15 protein-coding genes and 1 pseudogene are annotated in these 17,642 nt (G+C 61.8%); 8 read left to right on the top strand and 8 right to left on the bottom strand.

Annotated elements, in window-relative coordinates:
* Nucleotides 1-4: 4 nt before the first annotated feature.
* Nucleotides 5-1,003: an FAD:protein FMN transferase gene (locus HL671_RS03915; RefSeq protein WP_172235659.1), complete on the top strand. Its 999-nt coding sequence runs from the start codon at nucleotides 5-7 to the stop codon at nucleotides 1,001-1,003.
* A 150-nt stretch (nucleotides 1,004-1,153) separates the two neighbouring features.
* Here HL671_RS03915 and HL671_RS03920 read toward each other — a convergent pair whose 3' ends face one another.
* A complete protein-coding gene (locus tag HL671_RS03920; protein WP_172235660.1) occupies nucleotides 1,154-2,089 on the bottom strand; it encodes a helix-turn-helix transcriptional regulator in 936 nt (311 codons plus the stop codon).
* Between the two features lie 307 nt (nucleotides 2,090-2,396).
* Between HL671_RS03920 and HL671_RS03925 the strand changes: the two genes are divergently transcribed.
* The 3 genes from HL671_RS03925 (at nucleotide 2,397) to HL671_RS03940 (ending at nucleotide 7,113) form a co-directional block, all read left to right on the top strand.
* Complete coding sequence (locus tag HL671_RS03925) at nucleotides 2,397-4,109, top strand: choline dehydrogenase (RefSeq protein WP_172235661.1); 1,713 nt, start codon at nucleotides 2,397-2,399, stop codon at nucleotides 4,107-4,109.
* Nucleotides 4,110-4,191: 82 nt separating this feature from the next.
* Entirely contained in the window at nucleotides 4,192-5,643 is a 1,452-nt protein-coding gene (locus tag HL671_RS03930; protein WP_172235662.1) for a coniferyl aldehyde dehydrogenase, read from the top strand.
* Between the two features lie 1,170 nt (nucleotides 5,644-6,813).
* The gene (locus tag HL671_RS03940; RefSeq protein WP_172235664.1) at nucleotides 6,814-7,113 is read left to right on the top strand and encodes a hypothetical protein; all 300 of its coding nucleotides are present in this window, start codon (nucleotides 6,814-6,816) and stop codon (nucleotides 7,111-7,113) included.
* Between the two features lie 265 nt (nucleotides 7,114-7,378).
* Here the strand turns inward: HL671_RS03940 and HL671_RS03945 are convergent.
* The 3 genes and pseudogenes from HL671_RS03945 to HL671_RS38200 form a co-directional block, all read right to left on the bottom strand.
* A pseudogene (locus HL671_RS03945) lies at nucleotides 7,379-8,085 on the bottom strand (VIT1/CCC1 transporter family protein).
* Nucleotides 8,086-8,741: 656 nt separating this feature from the next.
* A complete protein-coding gene (locus tag HL671_RS38895) occupies nucleotides 8,742-9,293 on the bottom strand; it encodes a response regulator transcription factor (protein ID WP_307768976.1) in 552 nt (183 codons plus the stop codon).
* Nucleotides 9,191-10,531 carry a sensor histidine kinase gene (locus HL671_RS38200; protein ID WP_246579538.1) on the bottom strand — a complete coding sequence of 447 codons (1,341 nt, stop codon included), beginning with the start codon at nucleotides 10,529-10,531 and terminating at the stop codon, nucleotides 9,191-9,193. The genes HL671_RS38895 and HL671_RS38200 overlap by 103 nt, the downstream gene beginning before the upstream one ends.
* A 769-nt stretch (nucleotides 10,532-11,300) precedes the next feature.
* On the opposite strand from HL671_RS38200, the gene HL671_RS38900 reads away from it, so the two are divergent.
* Both HL671_RS38900 and HL671_RS03965 read left to right on the top strand, forming a co-directional pair.
* Entirely contained in the window at nucleotides 11,301-11,441 is a 141-nt protein-coding gene (locus tag HL671_RS38900; protein ID WP_312010659.1) for a histidine kinase dimerization/phosphoacceptor domain -containing protein, read from the top strand.
* Nucleotides 11,377-11,943 (top strand): sensor histidine kinase, encoded by a 567-nt coding sequence (locus HL671_RS03965; protein WP_049795407.1) that lies wholly within the window; start codon nucleotides 11,377-11,379, stop codon nucleotides 11,941-11,943. The genes HL671_RS38900 and HL671_RS03965 overlap by 65 nt, the downstream gene beginning before the upstream one ends.
* On the opposite strand, the gene HL671_RS38205 is transcribed toward HL671_RS03965, so the two are convergent.
* On the bottom strand, nucleotides 11,916-12,071 hold the full coding sequence (locus tag HL671_RS38205) for an aldehyde dehydrogenase family protein (protein WP_244424160.1): 156 nt from the start codon (nucleotides 12,069-12,071) through the stop codon (nucleotides 11,916-11,918). The genes HL671_RS03965 and HL671_RS38205 overlap by 28 nt on opposite strands.
* On the opposite strand from HL671_RS38205, the gene HL671_RS38210 reads away from it, so the two are divergent.
* Nucleotides 12,061-12,222, top strand: a complete 162-nt coding sequence (locus tag HL671_RS38210; RefSeq protein ID WP_246705802.1) for a hypothetical protein — start codon at nucleotides 12,061-12,063, stop codon at nucleotides 12,220-12,222. The genes HL671_RS38205 and HL671_RS38210 overlap by 11 nt on opposite strands.
* Before the next feature lie 823 nt (nucleotides 12,223-13,045).
* Here the strand turns inward: HL671_RS38210 and HL671_RS03975 are convergent.
* Nucleotides 13,046-13,381: an HPF/RaiA family ribosome-associated protein gene (locus HL671_RS03975; protein WP_012045909.1), complete on the bottom strand. Its 336-nt coding sequence runs from the start codon at nucleotides 13,379-13,381 to the stop codon at nucleotides 13,046-13,048.
* 819 nt (nucleotides 13,382-14,200) lie between these two features.
* Here HL671_RS03975 and HL671_RS03980 point away from each other — a divergent pair.
* Nucleotides 14,201-14,512 (top strand): hypothetical protein, encoded by a 312-nt coding sequence (locus HL671_RS03980; protein WP_244424164.1) that lies wholly within the window; start codon nucleotides 14,201-14,203, stop codon nucleotides 14,510-14,512.
* Between the two features lie 314 nt (nucleotides 14,513-14,826).
* Here HL671_RS03980 and HL671_RS03985 read toward each other — a convergent pair whose 3' ends face one another.
* On the bottom strand, nucleotides 14,827-16,101 hold the full coding sequence (locus HL671_RS03985; RefSeq protein WP_172235666.1) for a Zn-dependent hydrolase: 1,275 nt from the start codon (nucleotides 16,099-16,101) through the stop codon (nucleotides 14,827-14,829).
* Complete coding sequence (gene hydA / locus HL671_RS03990) at nucleotides 16,098-17,555, bottom strand: dihydropyrimidinase (RefSeq protein ID WP_172235667.1); 1,458 nt, start codon at nucleotides 17,553-17,555, stop codon at nucleotides 16,098-16,100. Before hydA ends, HL671_RS03985 begins: the two co-directional genes overlap by 4 nt.
* Nucleotides 17,556-17,642: the final 87 nt, after the last annotated feature.

The raw sequence follows: 17,642 nt of genomic DNA on the forward strand, positions 1-17,642 counted from the left end.
GCTGATGACCCATCACCTCTCGCGACGACGCTTCATCCGTATCAGTGCCGCGATGGCCGGACTTGCGCTGGCTCCGCGCGCCACCGATGCCGCCCAGGACATGAGCGGCCTGGTCGAATGGCGCGGCACCCTCCTCGGCGCCGTCGCCACCATGAAGCTGCACCACCCGGATCGCGCGGAAGCCGAACGGCTGATCGCGCGATCGGTCGCCGAAGCACGCCGGCTGGAACGGCTGTTCAGCCTCTATCTCCCGGACTCCGCGCTGGTCACGCTGAACCGCACCGGCGTGCTCGTCGAGCCGGCGCCCGAGCTCGTCGACATTCTCACGCTGTCGCAGCGCTATGCTGTCCTAACCGAGGGCCGCTTCGATCCCACGGTTCAGCCGTTGTGGACGCTCTATGCCGATCACTTCGCGCGCCCCGATGCGGATCCCGACGGCCCCAAGCGGGCGGCGATCCGCGAGGCGCTGGCACGGGTCGGCTATCACAGGCTCACGGCGAGCCGGGATCGGATCGTCATGCCGCAAGGCACTGCGATTACCCTGAACGGCATCGCACAAGGCTATGTCACCGACAGGATCGTTGATCTCCTGCGCAGCCAGGGGGTGCGGCAGAGCCTCGTCGACATGGGCGAGGCGCGGGCCATCGGGACACGGCCGGACGGACACCCCTGGGACGTCGCGATCGAGGATCCGGACGTCGCCGGTCGCACGGCCGAGATGCTGGCCGTCATCGACCGGGCCGTATCGACATCCGGCGCCTATGGCTTCCGTTTCGACCCTCAGGGCCGCTTCAACCATCTGTTCGATCCGCAGAGCGGCGGCTGCGCACATTCCTATCGCAGCGTGGCAACCGTGGCCGCCGATGCCACCGCCGCAGATGCGCTATCCACCGCATTCAGCATCATGCCGGAAACCGACATCCGCGCGGTCATGCCGCGCGCCGGGATCGATCGCGTTCATCTGATCGACGCGAACGGTGTGGCCGTCGATCTCATCGCCTGACCGCCGTCGTGGCGCGCGGCAGCAAGTCCATCCGTGCGCGAGGTCGGCGACCGGCCGTGCAGAATCGAGCAACAGAGCGATACGGATCGAAGCCGCCCAGCCGCGCGGTCTCTGGCGCCTTCTCGCCGGCGCCCTGACATCAAGCTGCGGCTATGATGATACTGTTGGAGCCAATGCCGGCAAGCGCAGCTCACGAGACAGGAGTTGGACCAGCTTGGCGTGGCTCGGAACGCCCAGCTTCGTTCTGATGCTGCGCAACTGATGATCGACGGTGTGAACCGAGCGCCGGAGGTCGCGCGCGATTTCCTTGTAGCCCATTCCCTTCCCGGCGAGACGCGCAACCCGGATCTCCGCTTCCGTCAATTGCCCGGAGATGCTGGTCAAAGCGATCGGCTGCGGGGCGGCGTCGTCCTGCAGCGACTTCGACGCCGCAAGAATCGGCGAAACGACCTCGTGCAGCACCGACCTGAACAGATCGACCAAGGCGATCTCCCATCCACGGCTGGCGCGCGTGAGCCGGTCAACGGACATGAGACCGAACGGCCGCCCGTCGTCGCCCCTCATGGGCATGATCATCTTCGTCTTGGTGCCGGTGGCCAGGAGTGCGGCACGCGCGGACCGACTCATTCCCGCCGCGCTCGCGACCACCTCCAGCACGACAGGAGCGTCGGCGTTCCAAAGCTGCCGCATCCCGGGATCGGAATTATCGAGCGTCGTCCCCTTTGCACTCCGAGCGTCGCAGCCCAGCAAGGCGCTTTCCCAGCGTCCGCAGACATAGACTGCATCGGACGGACTGCCGATATTGCCGTCGACGCGCTCGCCCTGCACGCGCTCCAGCAACCATTGCGCGGCAATATTGCCCGCCAAGGTCACATCATCGATCGCCAACAACATATGTGCAGCCAGGTCACGCGCTGGCGCGAAAGAGATGGCGCCGCGAGCATCGAGCAAGGACGCCCGCAACGTTTGCTGCTGGCGAAAACAGGCCGCATCTCGATTCACGACCGCGCTCCTTCGTCGGCAATGAAGAGGTACCACCCGACGCTGCCGATGCTGGTCTCTCGCGCGATCGGGCCGGATGACCATGCGACCGCTCAGAACCACTGCAGCGGCATCGCTCCCCGGATGATCTACCGACCAGCGTCAGCTGGTTACCTCGCATGATCGTACAGCCTATTCGCAGCCGGAGGTGATGGCAAGCCCACCGCCGCCCGCGATCATGGGCGCGCGATCTCGCACAACTTCGGATGTCGAACATCCGCCGGCCGGCCAATAGCGAATGTTCGCTATGTACGGTTGCACTTTCCTGGTCACTCTTGACATCAAGACTAACGCGCAACGTCGCGACCTGGTCTAGCAGACCAACAAAAACAAAATGGGCGGAGACGAGAAAATGCCGAAACACGAGGCAGAGTTCGACTATGTCATCGTCGGTGCCGGGAGTGCGGGATGCGTTCTGGCGAACCGTTTGACGGAAGATCCGAACGTCAAGGTTGCGATCCTCGAGGCGGGGGGCCGAAACAAATCCCTCATGCTGAGAATGCCGGCGGCCATAGGCGACATCTTCATGCAGAAGGGACCGGCGAATTGGATGTTCCAGACCGTCCCTCAAGGCACGTTGGACGCGCGGCGTCTGTATCAGCCGCGCGGACGAGGTTGGGGAGGATCCTCCGCCATCAACGGCATGCTCTACGTACGCGGCCACGCGCGCGACTACGACCAATGGCGGCAAACCGGCCTGACCGGCTGGGGTTATGCCGATGTGTTGCCGTATTTCAAGCGAGCCGAGCATAACGAGAATGGCGGCGACACGTGGCGGGGCGACCGCGGCCCTCTCTGGGTCTCGGTTGGCCCGAACGGCAATCCGCTCTACCGCGCGTTCATCAACGCCGGACGGCAGGCCGGCCATCCCGTCACGCGCGATTTCAACGGATATCAGCAGGAGGGGCTCGGGCCGTTCCACCTCACGATCAAAGACGGCGAACGCTGCAGCGCAGCATCGGCCTATCTGGAACCGGCGATCCGGGACCGGCGAAATCTCACCGTGTTGTCCCATGCCCACGCGATGAAGATCATCATCGAGAACGGCGAAGCCAGAGGCGTGCAATACGCGTCCGGTCGCATGAAGGTCGTGAAGACCGTGCGCGCCCGACGTGAAGTGATCCTCTCGGCCGGGGTCTTCCAGAGTCCGCAACTGCTGATGCTGTCGGGCATCGGTCCTGCCGACGCGCTGCGGCGGCATGGCATTTCGGTCGTCCACGACGCCCCCGAGATAGGACAGAACCTGCAGGACCATTTCGATGTGGTGATGAGCTATCGATGCACCAAGCCCATCACCGCTCATTCGTTCATCACGGGATATCGCAAGATTCTGCTGGGCCTGGAATATCTGCTGTTCCGGACCGGTCAGGGACGCACCAACCACGTTCAGGCCGGCGCGTTTCTCAAGTCCCGCACAGAACTGGATCGGCCTGACATCCAGTTGCACTTCGCCAATGTCATGCTCCTCAATCATCAGCCGCTGAAAACCCATTCTCATGGCTTCGGTCTTCACGTCTGTCAGCTACGCCCTGAGAGCCGCGGCGAGATGCGGCTGGCGTCCCCTGATCCCTTCGCTGCGCCGATCATCGATCCGCGATATCTCTCCTCCGAGACCGATCGGCGCACGATCCGCGACGGTGTGAGGATGGTTCGCGAGATCGTTCAGCAAGACGCCTTGAGAATGTATCGCGGGCCGGAAGTGCATCCGGGCCTTGATGTGCAGACCGACTCCGAGATCGACGCGTGGACGCGCCAGACGGGACAATCCATCTTTCATCCTGTCGGCACCGTCCGCATGGGCGCAGACGCCAACGCGCCGGTCGGGCCGGACTTGGCGCTGCGCGGGGTGAGGCGGCTGCGCGTCGTTGACGCCTCCGTCATGCCGACATTGGTCGGCGGCAACACGAACGCGGCGACGATCATGATCGCTGAAAAGGCTGCCGATATGGTGCGGGGGCGCCCACCATTGTCGCGCGAAGAAGCACCGATTGCCGAGGACGTCGCAATCTCCCACCGCGTGCAGGTCCAGCGCTTCGCGTCGGGCACCGCGGTGGCGTTCAATTAGCGCAATCGCGAACTTGCGCGATGTATCCCCTCCAGATCTCTGACATTCGTAGACCAACAGATTTGAACAAGAGGCCACGACGATGAACATGACCGCGATCCCATCGACCGAAGCGACGAAGGCCCGAATGCAAGCCACGCTCCACCGGCAGAAGGCCGAGCAGACGCGCCTTGGTCCTCCGTCATTATCGCTTCGCCGCGACCGGATCGCGCGCGCGATCTCGATGGTGTTGACGCACAAGAACGAGTTGCTCGATGCCATGAACACCGATTTCGGAGCCCGCTCGCGCGACATGGGGATGCTCTACGATATCGTGGGCTCGGTGCAGCCGCTTCGAGAGGCGCACAAGAATGTCGCGAAGTGGATGCGGCCGCAGCGGCGCAAGGTATCGCCCCCCATCCTGTCGCTGCTCGGTGCGCGCTCCACCGTGAGATACCAGCCCAAGGGCGTGATCGGCATCGTCACCTCGTGGAACTTCCCGCTACAGCTCATGATGGACGCAGCCGCAGCCGCGTTCGCCGCCGGCAACAGGGTGATGCTCAAGCCGTCCGAATTCACGCCGGCGACCGGAGGCCTGGTCGCGCAGCTGTTCGACAGCCATTTCGACGAAGACGAAATTTCGACCTTTCTCGGTGGTCCGGATGTCGCCAGCGCATTCACAAGCCTGCCTTTCGATCATCTGATCTTCACCGGCTCGACCAATGTCGGACGCCATGTGATGCGCGCTGCGGCGGATAATCTCACGCCGGTCACGCTCGAGCTCGGCGGCAAGAGTCCGGTCGTCGTCGGCCGGAGCGCGGACATCGGCAAGACGGCGGCGCGCATCATGATGGGCAAGATGATCAACGCCGGGCAGGTCTGCGTCGCGCCGGATTATGTCCTGGCGCCTGACGACCGGGTAGAGCCATTCATCACGGCCGCAACGACGGCGGTGGCGAAGATGTTTCCGACCCTTAAGGACAACCCGGACTACACGTCCATCATCACGCAGCGGCACTATGAGAGATTGCAGATGCTGACCGATGATGCACGAGCCAAGGGGGCCCGCATCGTCGAGATCAATCCGGCAAAGGAAAACTTCTCGCAACAGCAATTCCGGCGCATGCCGCCGACCCTGATTGTCGACGCGACGGATGACATGGCAGTGATGCAGGAGGAGATTTTCGGCCCCGTCCTGCCGATCAGGCGCTACGGGACGTTTGACGACTCGATCGACATGATCAATGCGAGGCCGCGGCCGCTCTCGCTCTATTATTTCGGCTCGGACAAGGCCGAGAGTGAAAAGCTGCTCGAGCGGACCCACGCGGGAGGCGTGACCATCAACGACATCTTCTGGCATATCGCGATGCCCGATCTGCCGTTCGGGGGAATCGGGCCCTCCGGGATGGGCGCGTATCATGGACATCGCGGCTTCGTCGAATTCTCCCACGAGAAGGCCGTGTATCACCAGACCGGAAGCGAGATCATTGCGATGTTCAGACCGCCCTACGGACCGAAATATCGCAAGATGATCGGCGGCCTGCTCAAGGGATAGCGATCGAGCGCTCACGGCGCCGGATCACGGAAGCCGCCCTGCTTCGCCGCTGCACCGAGATGGAGGAGCAGCGGCGGACCGGTTCGCCGCAAGCTTCTTTCGCGCGCGAGATACTCGCCGGATTGGACGGACGACGGATGCTCAGAACCGAAACCCGGATTCCGGCTGGTCCATTGAAGGCTTGCCTGGGCGCACTATTCCTAGATCGGAAACAATTGGCAGCTGTTCCATATTGACCAACTTAGCCCTCTGCGTCGTGTCAGCATGCAGTTTCGATGCAGAGCATGCCAATGCACGATTACATCCACAACGCAAACATCGATCTGTATCGGCGTCTGATCGCCGAGAGCGAATGTGACCCGAAGCGCGATGACGACCGGCATAAGACCTTGCTGAAATTGCTAGACGAGGAAACAGCCAAGGACAATAAATCTAACCGCGGTGTATCCCCGAGCCGTTCGACTATCGGGTGCTCCTTGGCATCCGCCCCGGGGGAGCTTTCGACGAACTTTGCGATTGGGCGCCACCTTAACTCGGACAGGGGAGGTTAATGATGAGGTGCTTGATCACTCTCAGGGACGGCGTCGCAATGGAACGAGCGATGGGAGCGCTAGCGAAGTACAGATACACGGCGGACGGTGAGTCCGTCGCTCCAGAAGGACATCCAAGAGAATGGAGCCACTGGCTTCTTGAGATCAATTCGGCAGAGTTCAACGCCATCAATGACCACGTCGAAGCCGGCGACATCGTCGAGATGAAACCGTCAACGAGTTCGCAGACCGTTGTGTGATCCACGGACCACTATTGTCCCGCCAATGCGAGTTCGCCTCTGGGTTACGGTTTGCCCAGGAGAGCGATGATCTGCCGCAATCCAAGACTTGTTCCGGTCGGAACCTCTCCTTTCATCTGAGCGCCCCCTTAGCTTCATCGACCAGGCGGAACTGATCTGCAACTACTTTGCGGCATTCGTGCCATCCTTGTGCTTATGCAAAAACCGGGCGATTTGACCGCGGAGCTCCGCCGTCTCCGGCAGCTTGCCGACAGATCCCGCCGTGTCGAAGATCTCCCGCTGCAACCCAGTCGGCAGAGCATTCCATTGCATGATGATAGCCGCGCCAAGACACCTTCGCTTGCTAATTCTGCGCCGTGACGTTGATCCGATCGGGCGGCGTGAACTGCATCGCGGTAGCCGTCCGCCAGTCCCTGCTCTTTGTCGGCGAGCGAGACCAGACGATCCTGCGCGTCTTGAAGCTTTCGACCTTCGTCCGGATCGATCGCCTCCTTGGCCCGTTTGCCGTATTCGGCTGCTTCGGCGCGATATTGTCTGGACTTGAACATGTCTTGCCCTTTCATGGGTGCCTCCAGCCATTTCCAACGCCATCGTCAACCAAAGTCGAAGCCGAGCGCCGCTCGCAATATACTCGGGGCTTGGCAAACGGCAGCAATGAGTTGGCAGCCGAACGGGCGTGACTCATAGCACTCCTTACCAGCCGCGACAGCTTGGCGGCGACAGCCACACCGCGCGGCAAGCCGCGCGTGACTTCAGTTTTGAGCCAGCTGCGAATTCGATCTGACACTGCCGGAAATTATTTCTTCAATGATATTGACTATCGCCGGCTTCGGCTAGGCAGGAGGGCTCGGACGATCGACGCACGTGGCATTCTGTCCCGGGCGCTGTTCTTCTCGTGAGCGTCACCGGCCCTCATGGGAGGTCCACAAGAGCAATCGGTCGATATCAGAGCCGCTCTCCAAATGCAGCGCCGATCCCTGCCGTCAGTGCCATCACTAAAGCTCCCCAGAACACGACGCGAACGGCAGCGCTGACCATTCCGGCTCCCCCGCTTTGGCGCCGATTGCGCCCAGGACGACCAGAAAGACCAGCGACACAATGGAGACCGCTACGGCCTCCCAGCCGACTGGGGCAGTGAGGGCGATCAGCACTGGAGGAATGCCACCGGCTGCGAACGACAGCGCCGCCTGGATCGGACGTGCCGCGGTCATGTCCGACAGCCCAAGTTCATCGCGGCTAAGAGTACCGAGCGCATCATAAGCCATCAACTGCCCAGCTACGGTCGAGGCCAACGCCGGATCCAGCCCCCTCTGGACGTAGATGGCCGCCAACTTCTTCGTCTCTCCTGCGCCATCCGAGGCCAGCTCTCGTCTCTCGCGGCCGACGTAAGCCGTTTCGGCATCCGACTGCGTACTGACCGAGACGTAGTCTCCTGACGCCATCGACATCGCCCCGGCAACGAGCCCTGAGATACCTGCAATCAGGATGCTCTCGCGGCTGCCGTTCGCGCTGGCGACACCGATGATCAGGCCCGATGTGGAGAGAATACCGTCATTTGCCCCCGACACAGCTGCTCTCGACCAGCCGGAGCGGTTGACAGTTTGACGCTCCAACTGCTGAGTGGAGTAGTCGTAGTCTCTGGCCTCTTGCATTCGACTTCGATCCCTCCCACACCTATTGCCCGCATTACTGCGACGCTGCCGGAAATCGCAGCCCGTTCCCTGCAGGACGCTCGCCGGATTTGGTAGTCTGACGTGAGCAGTTCGGACCAGATCTGCTCCCTGTGCCGGTCTATACTTGCCAAATGACGATGCTCCCGGACACCGAAGCCATCATGCATGGGAATAGATCACTGTTCTGCTCAATGGGGCCGCGCCGTCAGGCAACGCGGAGTTTGAAAATGTCGGCTCCTTCAGATCTTCCTTTTCAGCCTGGCTCCAACGGCCTCAATGGTGACGGCATTCCGATACTGCGATGTGAACTCTGCGGCCTAGGGATGACCCACCTTGGCGACCTGCCCGGCCGCATGGGAAAGGCCTCGATCCGCGTCTTTCGCTGCTATCCATGCAACCGGATCGTTTCGCACAGTTGCTAAGCCCTTTCGTACCGACGTTCGGCGCTACTGCACGCCGCCTTGTCTCCAAATGCGGTGTTGAGGTGATCTGCAATGATACCAGCGGCAGGATCGCCGGCCTCATTCAGATTATTCTTCATCAACTGATCGATCTCTCTACGGAGGCTGAGACGCCCCAGTCCGGCCTGCCCCTGCGACGGGTCCGACGCATCCGCATGCGTCGAACACGTTAGGCTACCATCCGCCGGCGATCGCCAGCCGTGCCAGCGCGGGAAGCGACCGCACGCCCGCCTTCTTCATGATCGACGCGCGGTGGCTCTCGACGGTGCGGCGACTGATTCCGAGGTCCACGGCGATATTCTTGCTCGGGTGCCCTGCCAGCACTCTCTGCATGACTTCCTGCTGCCGTCGCGTAAAGCACGGAATGCGATCGGCGGAGCCATCGCTCCGCCCAGCAGTGCTGTCGGACATGCGCACCAGCCTCATGACCCGCGCAACGCCGTCCAGAAGTTCAGAGCTGTGAATTGGCTTCTCGATGACGTCCACCGCGCCGGCCTTCATCGCTGCGGCTGTCGTTGCAACGTCCCCATGCCTGGCCATCATGATGACCGGGATCGAATGCCCGAGGTCCTGGAGCCGGCTCAGCATGGTCGATCCGCTCATTCCGGGGCCATCGGTATCAATCAGCAGGCATGCATCGCAACCAGGCTTGTACGCCTGCAGAAACGACGCTCCATTCTCGTGATCCTCGACCACCCATCCGTCATGGTCGAGCGTATTGCGGATCGACCGGCGTAATTCGCGGTCGTGATTGACCAGATAAACGATCGGCGAGCTGGAGGAGATGTCGTGCCGTGCCGGCAGTTCGCGATAGGACGGCTCGATATCGATCGAGAACACCGACCCCTTTCCAAATTTGAACGGACCCTTACCGGGTGATGGAGGAGACGTCCAAGCCGCTTCACGATGGAGAGCCCCAGTCCACGCCCGTTCCCCCGATTTCGAGCCGAGCCATCGAGCTGATGATACTCTTCGAAAACATTCCGAAGTTGGTCTTCGGGGATACCGATGCCGGTATCCCAGATCTCGATACTCAACGTCCCCTTGCGGCGCCGGCAGCCGAGCAGCACCCTGCCCCGCTTCGTGAATTTAATCGCGTTCGAAAGCAGATTGCGTATCATCTGCTCCAAGAGCTGTGGATCGCTGCGAACGAACATGCTGCACGGCGACACCTCAAGCGCGATCTGCCGCGCTTCGGCCTGATCGACCAGATCCGATATGATCCGGTGGAGCAAGGCGCAAATCGGGAACACTTCGTATTCCGCTCGAATGCTCCCGGTCTCAATACGATTGAGGTCCAGCAAGCCGTTCAGCATACCCGACATGTTGCCCAGTGCCTGATCGAGGCGCTCCACCAGGTCTTCAGCCTTGTCACCGACGACCTCTTTCGCAAGAAGCTCCTGGAGCAGCACGAGGTTCTGTAGCGGCTGTCGAAGGTCGTGGCATGCGGCGGCCAGAGAGCGAGATTTCGCAACGTTGCTGGCCTCCGCTTGTGCTCGCGCGCATTCGAGCACCTCGGCGGTCCGCTTCTGGTCCGATAGATCGACAAATGCGATGACAGTACCCACCATTTCGCGCCGGCTTGAGAAATACGGAAATATCCGCCGGATATAGCAGACGCCGCCCAGAGATTCGATCTCGCGCTCGACCGGCGTGAGCGACTGCATGACATGACCTGCATCCGTCCCAAGCATCTGGTCCGACGCGAGCCCTATCCGATCCCATAGGGGCATGCCTATGTCGGTCTCGACCAAATTGAAGCACCGGCTCATTTCCGGCGTGAAGAAGCGGATGGTCAGGTCGGAATCGAGCAGAACGATCGGAATCCGGATGCCGGACAGCACGTCCTGCAGATCACGCGCGGTCAGCGCTCGACGTGCATCGACATCATCGAGAGAGGCGGCCAAGGCAGACACAAGGGGAACAGCGCCGAGCTCCGATCGACCTTCTTTACCTGCTCGCATCCCGACGCCTCACTTTTCCATCCATCTGACGCTTACCAGGGGTGGCATGTTCGCGACGCCCAGCTCCTAACAAGGTTAGCTCATGACTCGTGCGCGAGACTGAGCAGAGTTGCTCACATGCGCTCCCGGCTTGAAAGGCGATGTTACTCATCGACGCAATCTGAACTGGTCCGCGGGGTCTCCGGACCCAGAGTGGCCCGCTCGGTCCAGAAGGTCGCCATCCTTACGCTATGCGCCTGGACGTCCGGATCAGGGGGCTCTCGGGAGAGCTGCGCGAAATCCGCCGCCAATCGAAGACAATCGCGGCTGTATTCGAGGTCGCTGGCGGGGTTCGACACGACGTATCCTCTCGACTGGATACATCTGTCACACAGCGCGCAGGGTTGCTGTTGGTGGTCCAGGCCACGGAGCGGAACAAAAAGCCGCCACACCCAAAGGGGCCAGACATGCCCTCCGACGCCGCCCCCCCAAGATCAGCCCATTCGGCCGCCGACCCGCGACGGATCGCCCCAGTGCGGGCAACGCACAACGTCCTGTTTTGCTCAGACTCCTAATTGGAGTTACCTCAGGTTGGGTTCGGATGCACAAGAAGCGCGACACGACTGAATTCGGCGAGCAGCGACTGCTGCTTGAGCCGATAGCGCAGTTACTCCGGCACGGAAGATGAGACGCCGGCTTCGCTGGTCTCGTTGGAATCGCGGTCGAGCGTCACAACGCAGATGCGCGGCTACAGGAAGCTCTGGATTATCAGGCCATGCTGACGCGCGAAATGAGCGACCGCGTCAAGAACAGCCTCACCTCGGTCGTCGCGATGCTCCACATTCAATCGCGCAGCACGCATTCAGATGACGTCAGGTGCGCGCTCGAAGAGCGCCGGATCACGTGTCGCGGCCATCGCCCAGGTCCATGACCGTCTTTCTCGCGGCACACATGTCAGCTTCATCGACCTTGCCGTTTTCATGACCGACCTCTGCGGCCGATTGCATGGCACAGCAGGAACGAATGCCCTGTGCTGCCATGCCGACGCGATACAGCTGTCGGCCGATCATGCGCTTCCCCTCGGCCTTCTGATCAACGAACTCGTCACCAATGCGGTCAAACATGCCTATCCCGGCGGTCACGGCGCTATCGACGTGTCGGCGCGTGAAATGACTGGATGCCTGCACGTCGAAGTGTCCGATCACGGCATCGGCCTTCCAAAAGGCTTCGACATCGATCAGGCGCGCCCGAGCCTGGGATTCCGGGTCATCAGGGGGCTGGTGCGCCAGCTCCGCGGCCGTCTGACCATCATATCCAATACACCGACCGGCACGCGCTTTCTCCTCGAACTGCCACTCATCTCCGGCGAGGGATCGCAGACGCCGAACAAATCCGTGCTCACAACTCACTCCGGCGCGCCGGCCGCGACATAGCGAACCAGCTTCTTGTTGACGAACTCCTGGATTCCCATGGAGCCCAGTTCGCGTCCATAGCCGGAGTTCTTGATGCCGCCGAACGAAAGTTCGACATCGGACCAGCTGAGGTTGTTGATGAACACCATGCCGGTCTCCAAGCGGCTCGCGACGCGCTTTCCGCGCGAGATCCTTGGTGAAGACTGCGCCACCCAGGCCAAAATCGGGATCGTTCGCGAGCGCGACCGCGGCGTCTCGAACGTCCTGTGGAGCTTGCGGGTAGCGGGATTGACGCTCTGATAGGTCATCGCTCGAGCCTCATTGTACGGCGGGCCCATCGCCCCGGAGCTCGCTCGACGAGCGCATCCATCATGAGCATTTGGGGTCCGCCTTTCCGTCATCTGTCGCCGCAGTCACGGCCAGCACCTCATGACGACACAGGTAGAGACGATCGATCGCGTTGAGTAGCCTCGGAAACGACTCAGAGGCGGCCAAGGGACCGCCCTATCCTTCCGAGCGTTCAGGCGGCCGCTGCGCGCCAACGAACGTCTATGTCTGCCGTACGGCGGATTTGCAGGGTTGACCCATCATCTGAGTGGTCGTCCCCCGGCCGTCTCCGGCTGGGTGGTCATGGCGCTCGATGCGCGACTGGCGGCGTTCGTTCCTGTATTGCGAACTGCCTCCGCCAGGATCTCCCGTAGCTCAGCCTTCGTTTTGGGAGGATCGCGCGTGATGGATGGTTGCCAGTTTGCCATAGACCCTTATGTGGGGGCTTCTGAGCGCGATTGAAGCCCCGCCAGACACGATTGCAACGCCCCACGCGCCGCTACCGATGTTTTACGAAATCAATTCCGTTTCAATCGGTCCGAATGAATTCCTGGAACCAATGCGGCTCTGGACGCTTGACCAGAACGACCGGATGCGAATCCCCCATAGCATCCGATGAATGGCGGCCCCAACTACCCCGGTTGGGGCCGTTTCATTCGCTAGCGCTTTCCATGATCCGCTGCCTGGATCAGCGCCTTTGCAGATTCGTCGGGCGCCACTCGCCCTAAACGCACCATTAATGACTGACGAGCAGTGCCTCACGCGCGACAATCGTTACCGATAGACCTGCCGTTCTTTAATGGTGATCCCGGCGATGATCCGGCTCCGCCTCTTTGGCGAAGGCATGATCAAGGGCCCTCTTCAACTTATGAACTGCGCCACGAACAGCCTGCTCCATGAAGCTGTCCTGGTGCGCAACGACGATGAGTTCGCTGCCGTCGCGATGGACCTCGATCGTGCAACTTTTGTCGTCGTGACTGGCTTTGTGACCGACCTGGTCGCTAAGATGCACATCGATCCGCCTGACTCGATCCTCGTAACGCCGGAGTACCACATGGACAGACGATTTCACGTCGTTTGACAGTTGCTCACCGCCATTGATGTTTCCGTCGGTCCTGACATCGATCAGCATCTGTCTCTCCTTGCTTGAATAGAAAGGCGGGCGTCGTATGGCGCAATCGAGGTTACGATCAGCTCCAGGCACGTTCGTGCTCAGAACTTCAAATTCGACGAACTGGAGTCGAACATTTGCGAGCTGCCTTGCAGACGGCGTCCACGGACAGTGAGCCGTCCAGCCCCCGGAGATAGATCTCGATCGGCATCTTTGCGCGGCGTATCGCGCGGAGGCGCTCTTAACTGACCTCGAATGTCAGACGTAAGGTCAAACTGCCAGAGGCCGAGGTGCCCGACTGGTCAATATTGCTCAGTTTTGCCCGACAATAATGCTCACGATGTGCGCGACTTCCGCTTTTTGAGCCTGAACCGGAGATGGATGATGGATTATCCAATCACGTTTCGGTGCCCCCAAACGGGGACAGACGTGGACGCCTTCGTCGAACAGCCGACGGGTCTGTCGCGCTTCGAGACCGTCAGCTGCCCGGCCTGCATGAAATTCCATTTCATTGACGGAACGAGTGGCGCGGTCATTCCTCCGACCTTGTTGGGCCCGGCGAGTTGGACGTCCTGACCGGGACCAAGACGAGAGCGAACGCGGGCTGATCCCAGCGGGCGGATTTGAACTCGGGGCGAACATCTCGCTCATGACCGACCGGCAGGCCGGCGCGACGACTCCTCCGGGATTGCGTGCGGTCAACGGCCCGATTCTGGCGCGATTATCAACGATAAGCGTGAACGATACACGGTTTCCGCTGACCGGAGTTCGATTTTTTTGGGCGCGGATTTCGCAAGGGATTTCAGGTTAGACAGGTCTCCGAGACGAGACGCTCATCTGTTGAAACTTGAGAGCCAATTTATTGCGCTAATAGCCGAGCTGGATGGCCAAGTCGGCGAGCCCGCTCCCACCGATCATTTCGTAACGATGACAGAGGAGGCGCTGCTCGCGCGTCTCGATCCGATAGAGCGAGCGATTATGGGGAGCCCCGCACAGACTATTACCGGCTTGAGCGTGAAAGCGCGTGACTTGCCCCGCGTTCTTTCCGAATACTCAAAAGGTCCGATCGATCAGACAGGCTGGGAAGGACGAGCAGTTCGCGTGCTCGTTGAGGCAATCTGTGAGGTGGCAAGAGTACCGTTGCGCATTTGAGATCGTCGACAGAAGGATTGCGCCCCAATTGTCGTTACAGCACCGGTCCAATACTGAATCGAGCAAGCGTGAGCCGATCATTGAGCTCGCGAGCTCGTTGGTCGCCGTCCCCCAGAGAACCGAGCAAAGCCAACTGACGATGGTGCAGGACTGACTGGTGGGCTACTGTCGGAGCTGGTGAAGGAGCTGGCTGCTGAAGTAGCATCCGCCTCTATTCTCCAAGACTCTTCATTTTCCAAGACTCTTCATTTTCCAAGACTCTTCATTTTCCGAGACTCTTTATTTTCCAGGACTCTTCGGCCCGTTCCACCATCTCAGCCGAAGCGCTGGTCATAGGCGAGCACGGCCTCAAGCAGCACCTGAGCGCCGGCACCGCACTCCTCGAACGAGGTCGATTCCGATTCGTTGTGGCTGACGCCGCCGGCGCAGGGGACGAAGATCATGGTGGTCGGCGCGACGCGCGCGATGTAGGCCGCGTCGTGGCCTGCGCCGGACACCATGTCGCGGGTGGCATAGCCGGCCTTCTCGGCGCCGCCGCGCACGCAATCGATCATCTCGGCATCGAAGCGCACGGCCGGGCTGTCCCAGATGCGCTTCTCGTCATAGCTCAAGCCCAGCGGTTCGATTGTTGCCTTCAGCGCGGCACGGAACTCCTGCTCCATCGTCTCCAGCACGGCCTCGTCCGGATGCCGGAAGTCGACGCAGAAGAACACCTCGCCCGGCACGACGTTGCGCGAGTTCGGCCGGACCTCCATCAGCCCGACGGTGCCGACCGCATCGGGCGCGTGCTTCATCGCGATCGCGTCGATCTGCTCGACCATGCGCGCAGCGCCGAGCAGCGCGTTCTTGCGCAGATGCATCGGCGTGGCCCCCGTATGCGCGGCCTGGCCTTGCACCGTCACCTCGTACCAGCGCATGCCCTGCACGCCGGTGACGACGCCGATCATCTTGCCTTCCGCTTCCAGGATGGGCCCCTGCTCGATGTGCAGCTCGAACATCGCGCCGATCTTGCGCTGTCCCACCGGCTCGCTGCCCCTGTAGCCGATGCGGGCCAGCTCGGACTGAAACTCCTTGCAGTCGCGGTCGCGGCGCGAATAGGCGAACTCGCGGGTGAAGGCGCCGGCGAACACGCCGGAGGCCAGCATCGCCGGCGCGAAGCGCGAGCCCTCCTCGTTGGTCCAGTTGATGATCTCGAGCGGCGCGTTGGTCTCGTAGCCGGTCGCGTGCAAGGTGCGCATCACTTCCAACGCGCCGAGCACGCCCAGCACGCCATCGAACTTGCCGCCGGTCGGTTGCGTATCGAGATGCGAGCCCATGCAGATCGGCGGCAGGTCAGCGCGCTTGCCCGGACGGCGCGCGAACATGTTGCCGCAATCATCGACGGTGACGGTGCAGCCGATCGCCTCGCAGGCACGCTTGAACCAATCGCGCACCCTGCGGTCGTCGTCGGACAGCGTGAGCCGGCAGATGCCGCCCTTCGCGGTGCCGCCGAAGCGCGCCGTGTCCATCAGGCTGTCCCACAGCCGTTGCGGATCGATCGACAGATTGGTGCGATCGGACTTGGCCGGAGGTGTCACGGTCTCGCTCATGGCACCACCGGCATGCTGCGCGACACCGGCCTGGGCGCGGAAAATTCCTTCCAGGTGCTGTTGGCGACGTGGCTCGCCGGGAATGGCGGCCGGGCAATGAACTGTCCGTCGCCCTTCTCGGCGCGCAGTTCGCCATCCTGCCAAGCGATGCGGCCGCCGGACAGCGTGATGCGCGGCGCGCCGGTGCAGGCGATGCCTTCGAACACGTTGTAATCGATGCGGCTGGTCTGGGCCTTGGCCGAGATGGTCTTGGTCCTGGCCGGATCCCAGATCACGAGATCCGCGTCGGAGCCGACCGCGACGGCGCCCTTGCGCGGATAGATGTTGAGAATGCGCGCGATGTTGGCCGAGGTGACGGCGACAAACTCCTCCTTCGTCAGCCGCCCAGTGTTGACGCCCTTGGTCCACAGCACCAGCAGCCGGTCCTCAACGCCGCCAGTGCCGTTCGGGATCATGCGAAAATCGTTCAGGCCGAGCCGCTTCTGCTCGCGCGTGAACGAGCAGTGGTCGGTCGCGACCACCTGCAGCGAGCCGGACTGCAGGCCCGCCCACAGCGAGTCCTGATGCTTCCGCGGCCGGAACGGCGGTGACATCACGCGCGCCGCCGCATAGTCCCAATCCGGATTGCGATATTCGTCCTCATCCAGCACGAGATGCTGGATCAACGGCTCGCCATAGACGCGCTTGCCGGCGGCGCGCGCGCGCGCGATCGCCTCATGCGCTTCGCGGCAGGAGGTGTGGACGACATAGAGCGGCGAGCCCGCCATGTCGGCGATCATGATGGCCCGGTTGGTGGCCTCGCCCTCGACCTCGGGCGGCCGCGAATAAGCGTGATTTTCAGGCCCGGTCGCGCCCTTGCCCATCAAGGTCTCCTGCAGGCGGAACACGACGTCGCCATTCTCGGCATGCACCATCGGCAGCGCGCCGAGCGCGGCGCAGCGCGAGAACGAGTTGAACAGCTCGTCGTCATTCACCATCAGCGCGCCCTTGTAGGCCATGAAATGCTTGAAGGTGTTGATGCCGTAGGTCTTCGCCACGGCTTCCATGTCGTCATGGGTCTCCTTCGTCCACGATGTCACCGCCATGTGGAAGGAGTAGTCGCAGGCCGCTTTCTCGCTCTTGTGACGCCAGTCCTGATACGCCTTGAGCATCGACTCGCCGGGCGCCGGGATGCAGAAGTCGACGATCATCGTGGTGCCGCCGCACAGCGCCGCCTTCGTGCCCCATTCGAAATCGTCCGCCGACACCGTGCCCATGAACATGAGCTCCATGTGGGTGTGCGGGTCGATGCCGCCCGGCAGGATGTCGCAGCCGCCGGCGTCGATCACCTGGGCTCCGGCCGGCGCCGATAACCCCTCCGCCACAGCGACGATCGTGCCGTCCTCGATCAGGACGTCGGCGCGGCGGGAATGGTCATGGTTGATGACGGTGCCGCCGCGAATGAGAATGGTCATGAGCGCTCCTCCGGCTGGATGGCATAGGGTCTTCGAGCTCGTCGTTCAGGTCGACATCGAGAGAAAGGCTGCAGCGCTACAATGCGC

The sequence above is a fragment of the Bradyrhizobium denitrificans genome, assembly GCF_013179005.1.
Classification (GTDB): Bacteria; Pseudomonadota; Alphaproteobacteria; order Rhizobiales; family Xanthobacteraceae; genus Bradyrhizobium; species Bradyrhizobium denitrificans.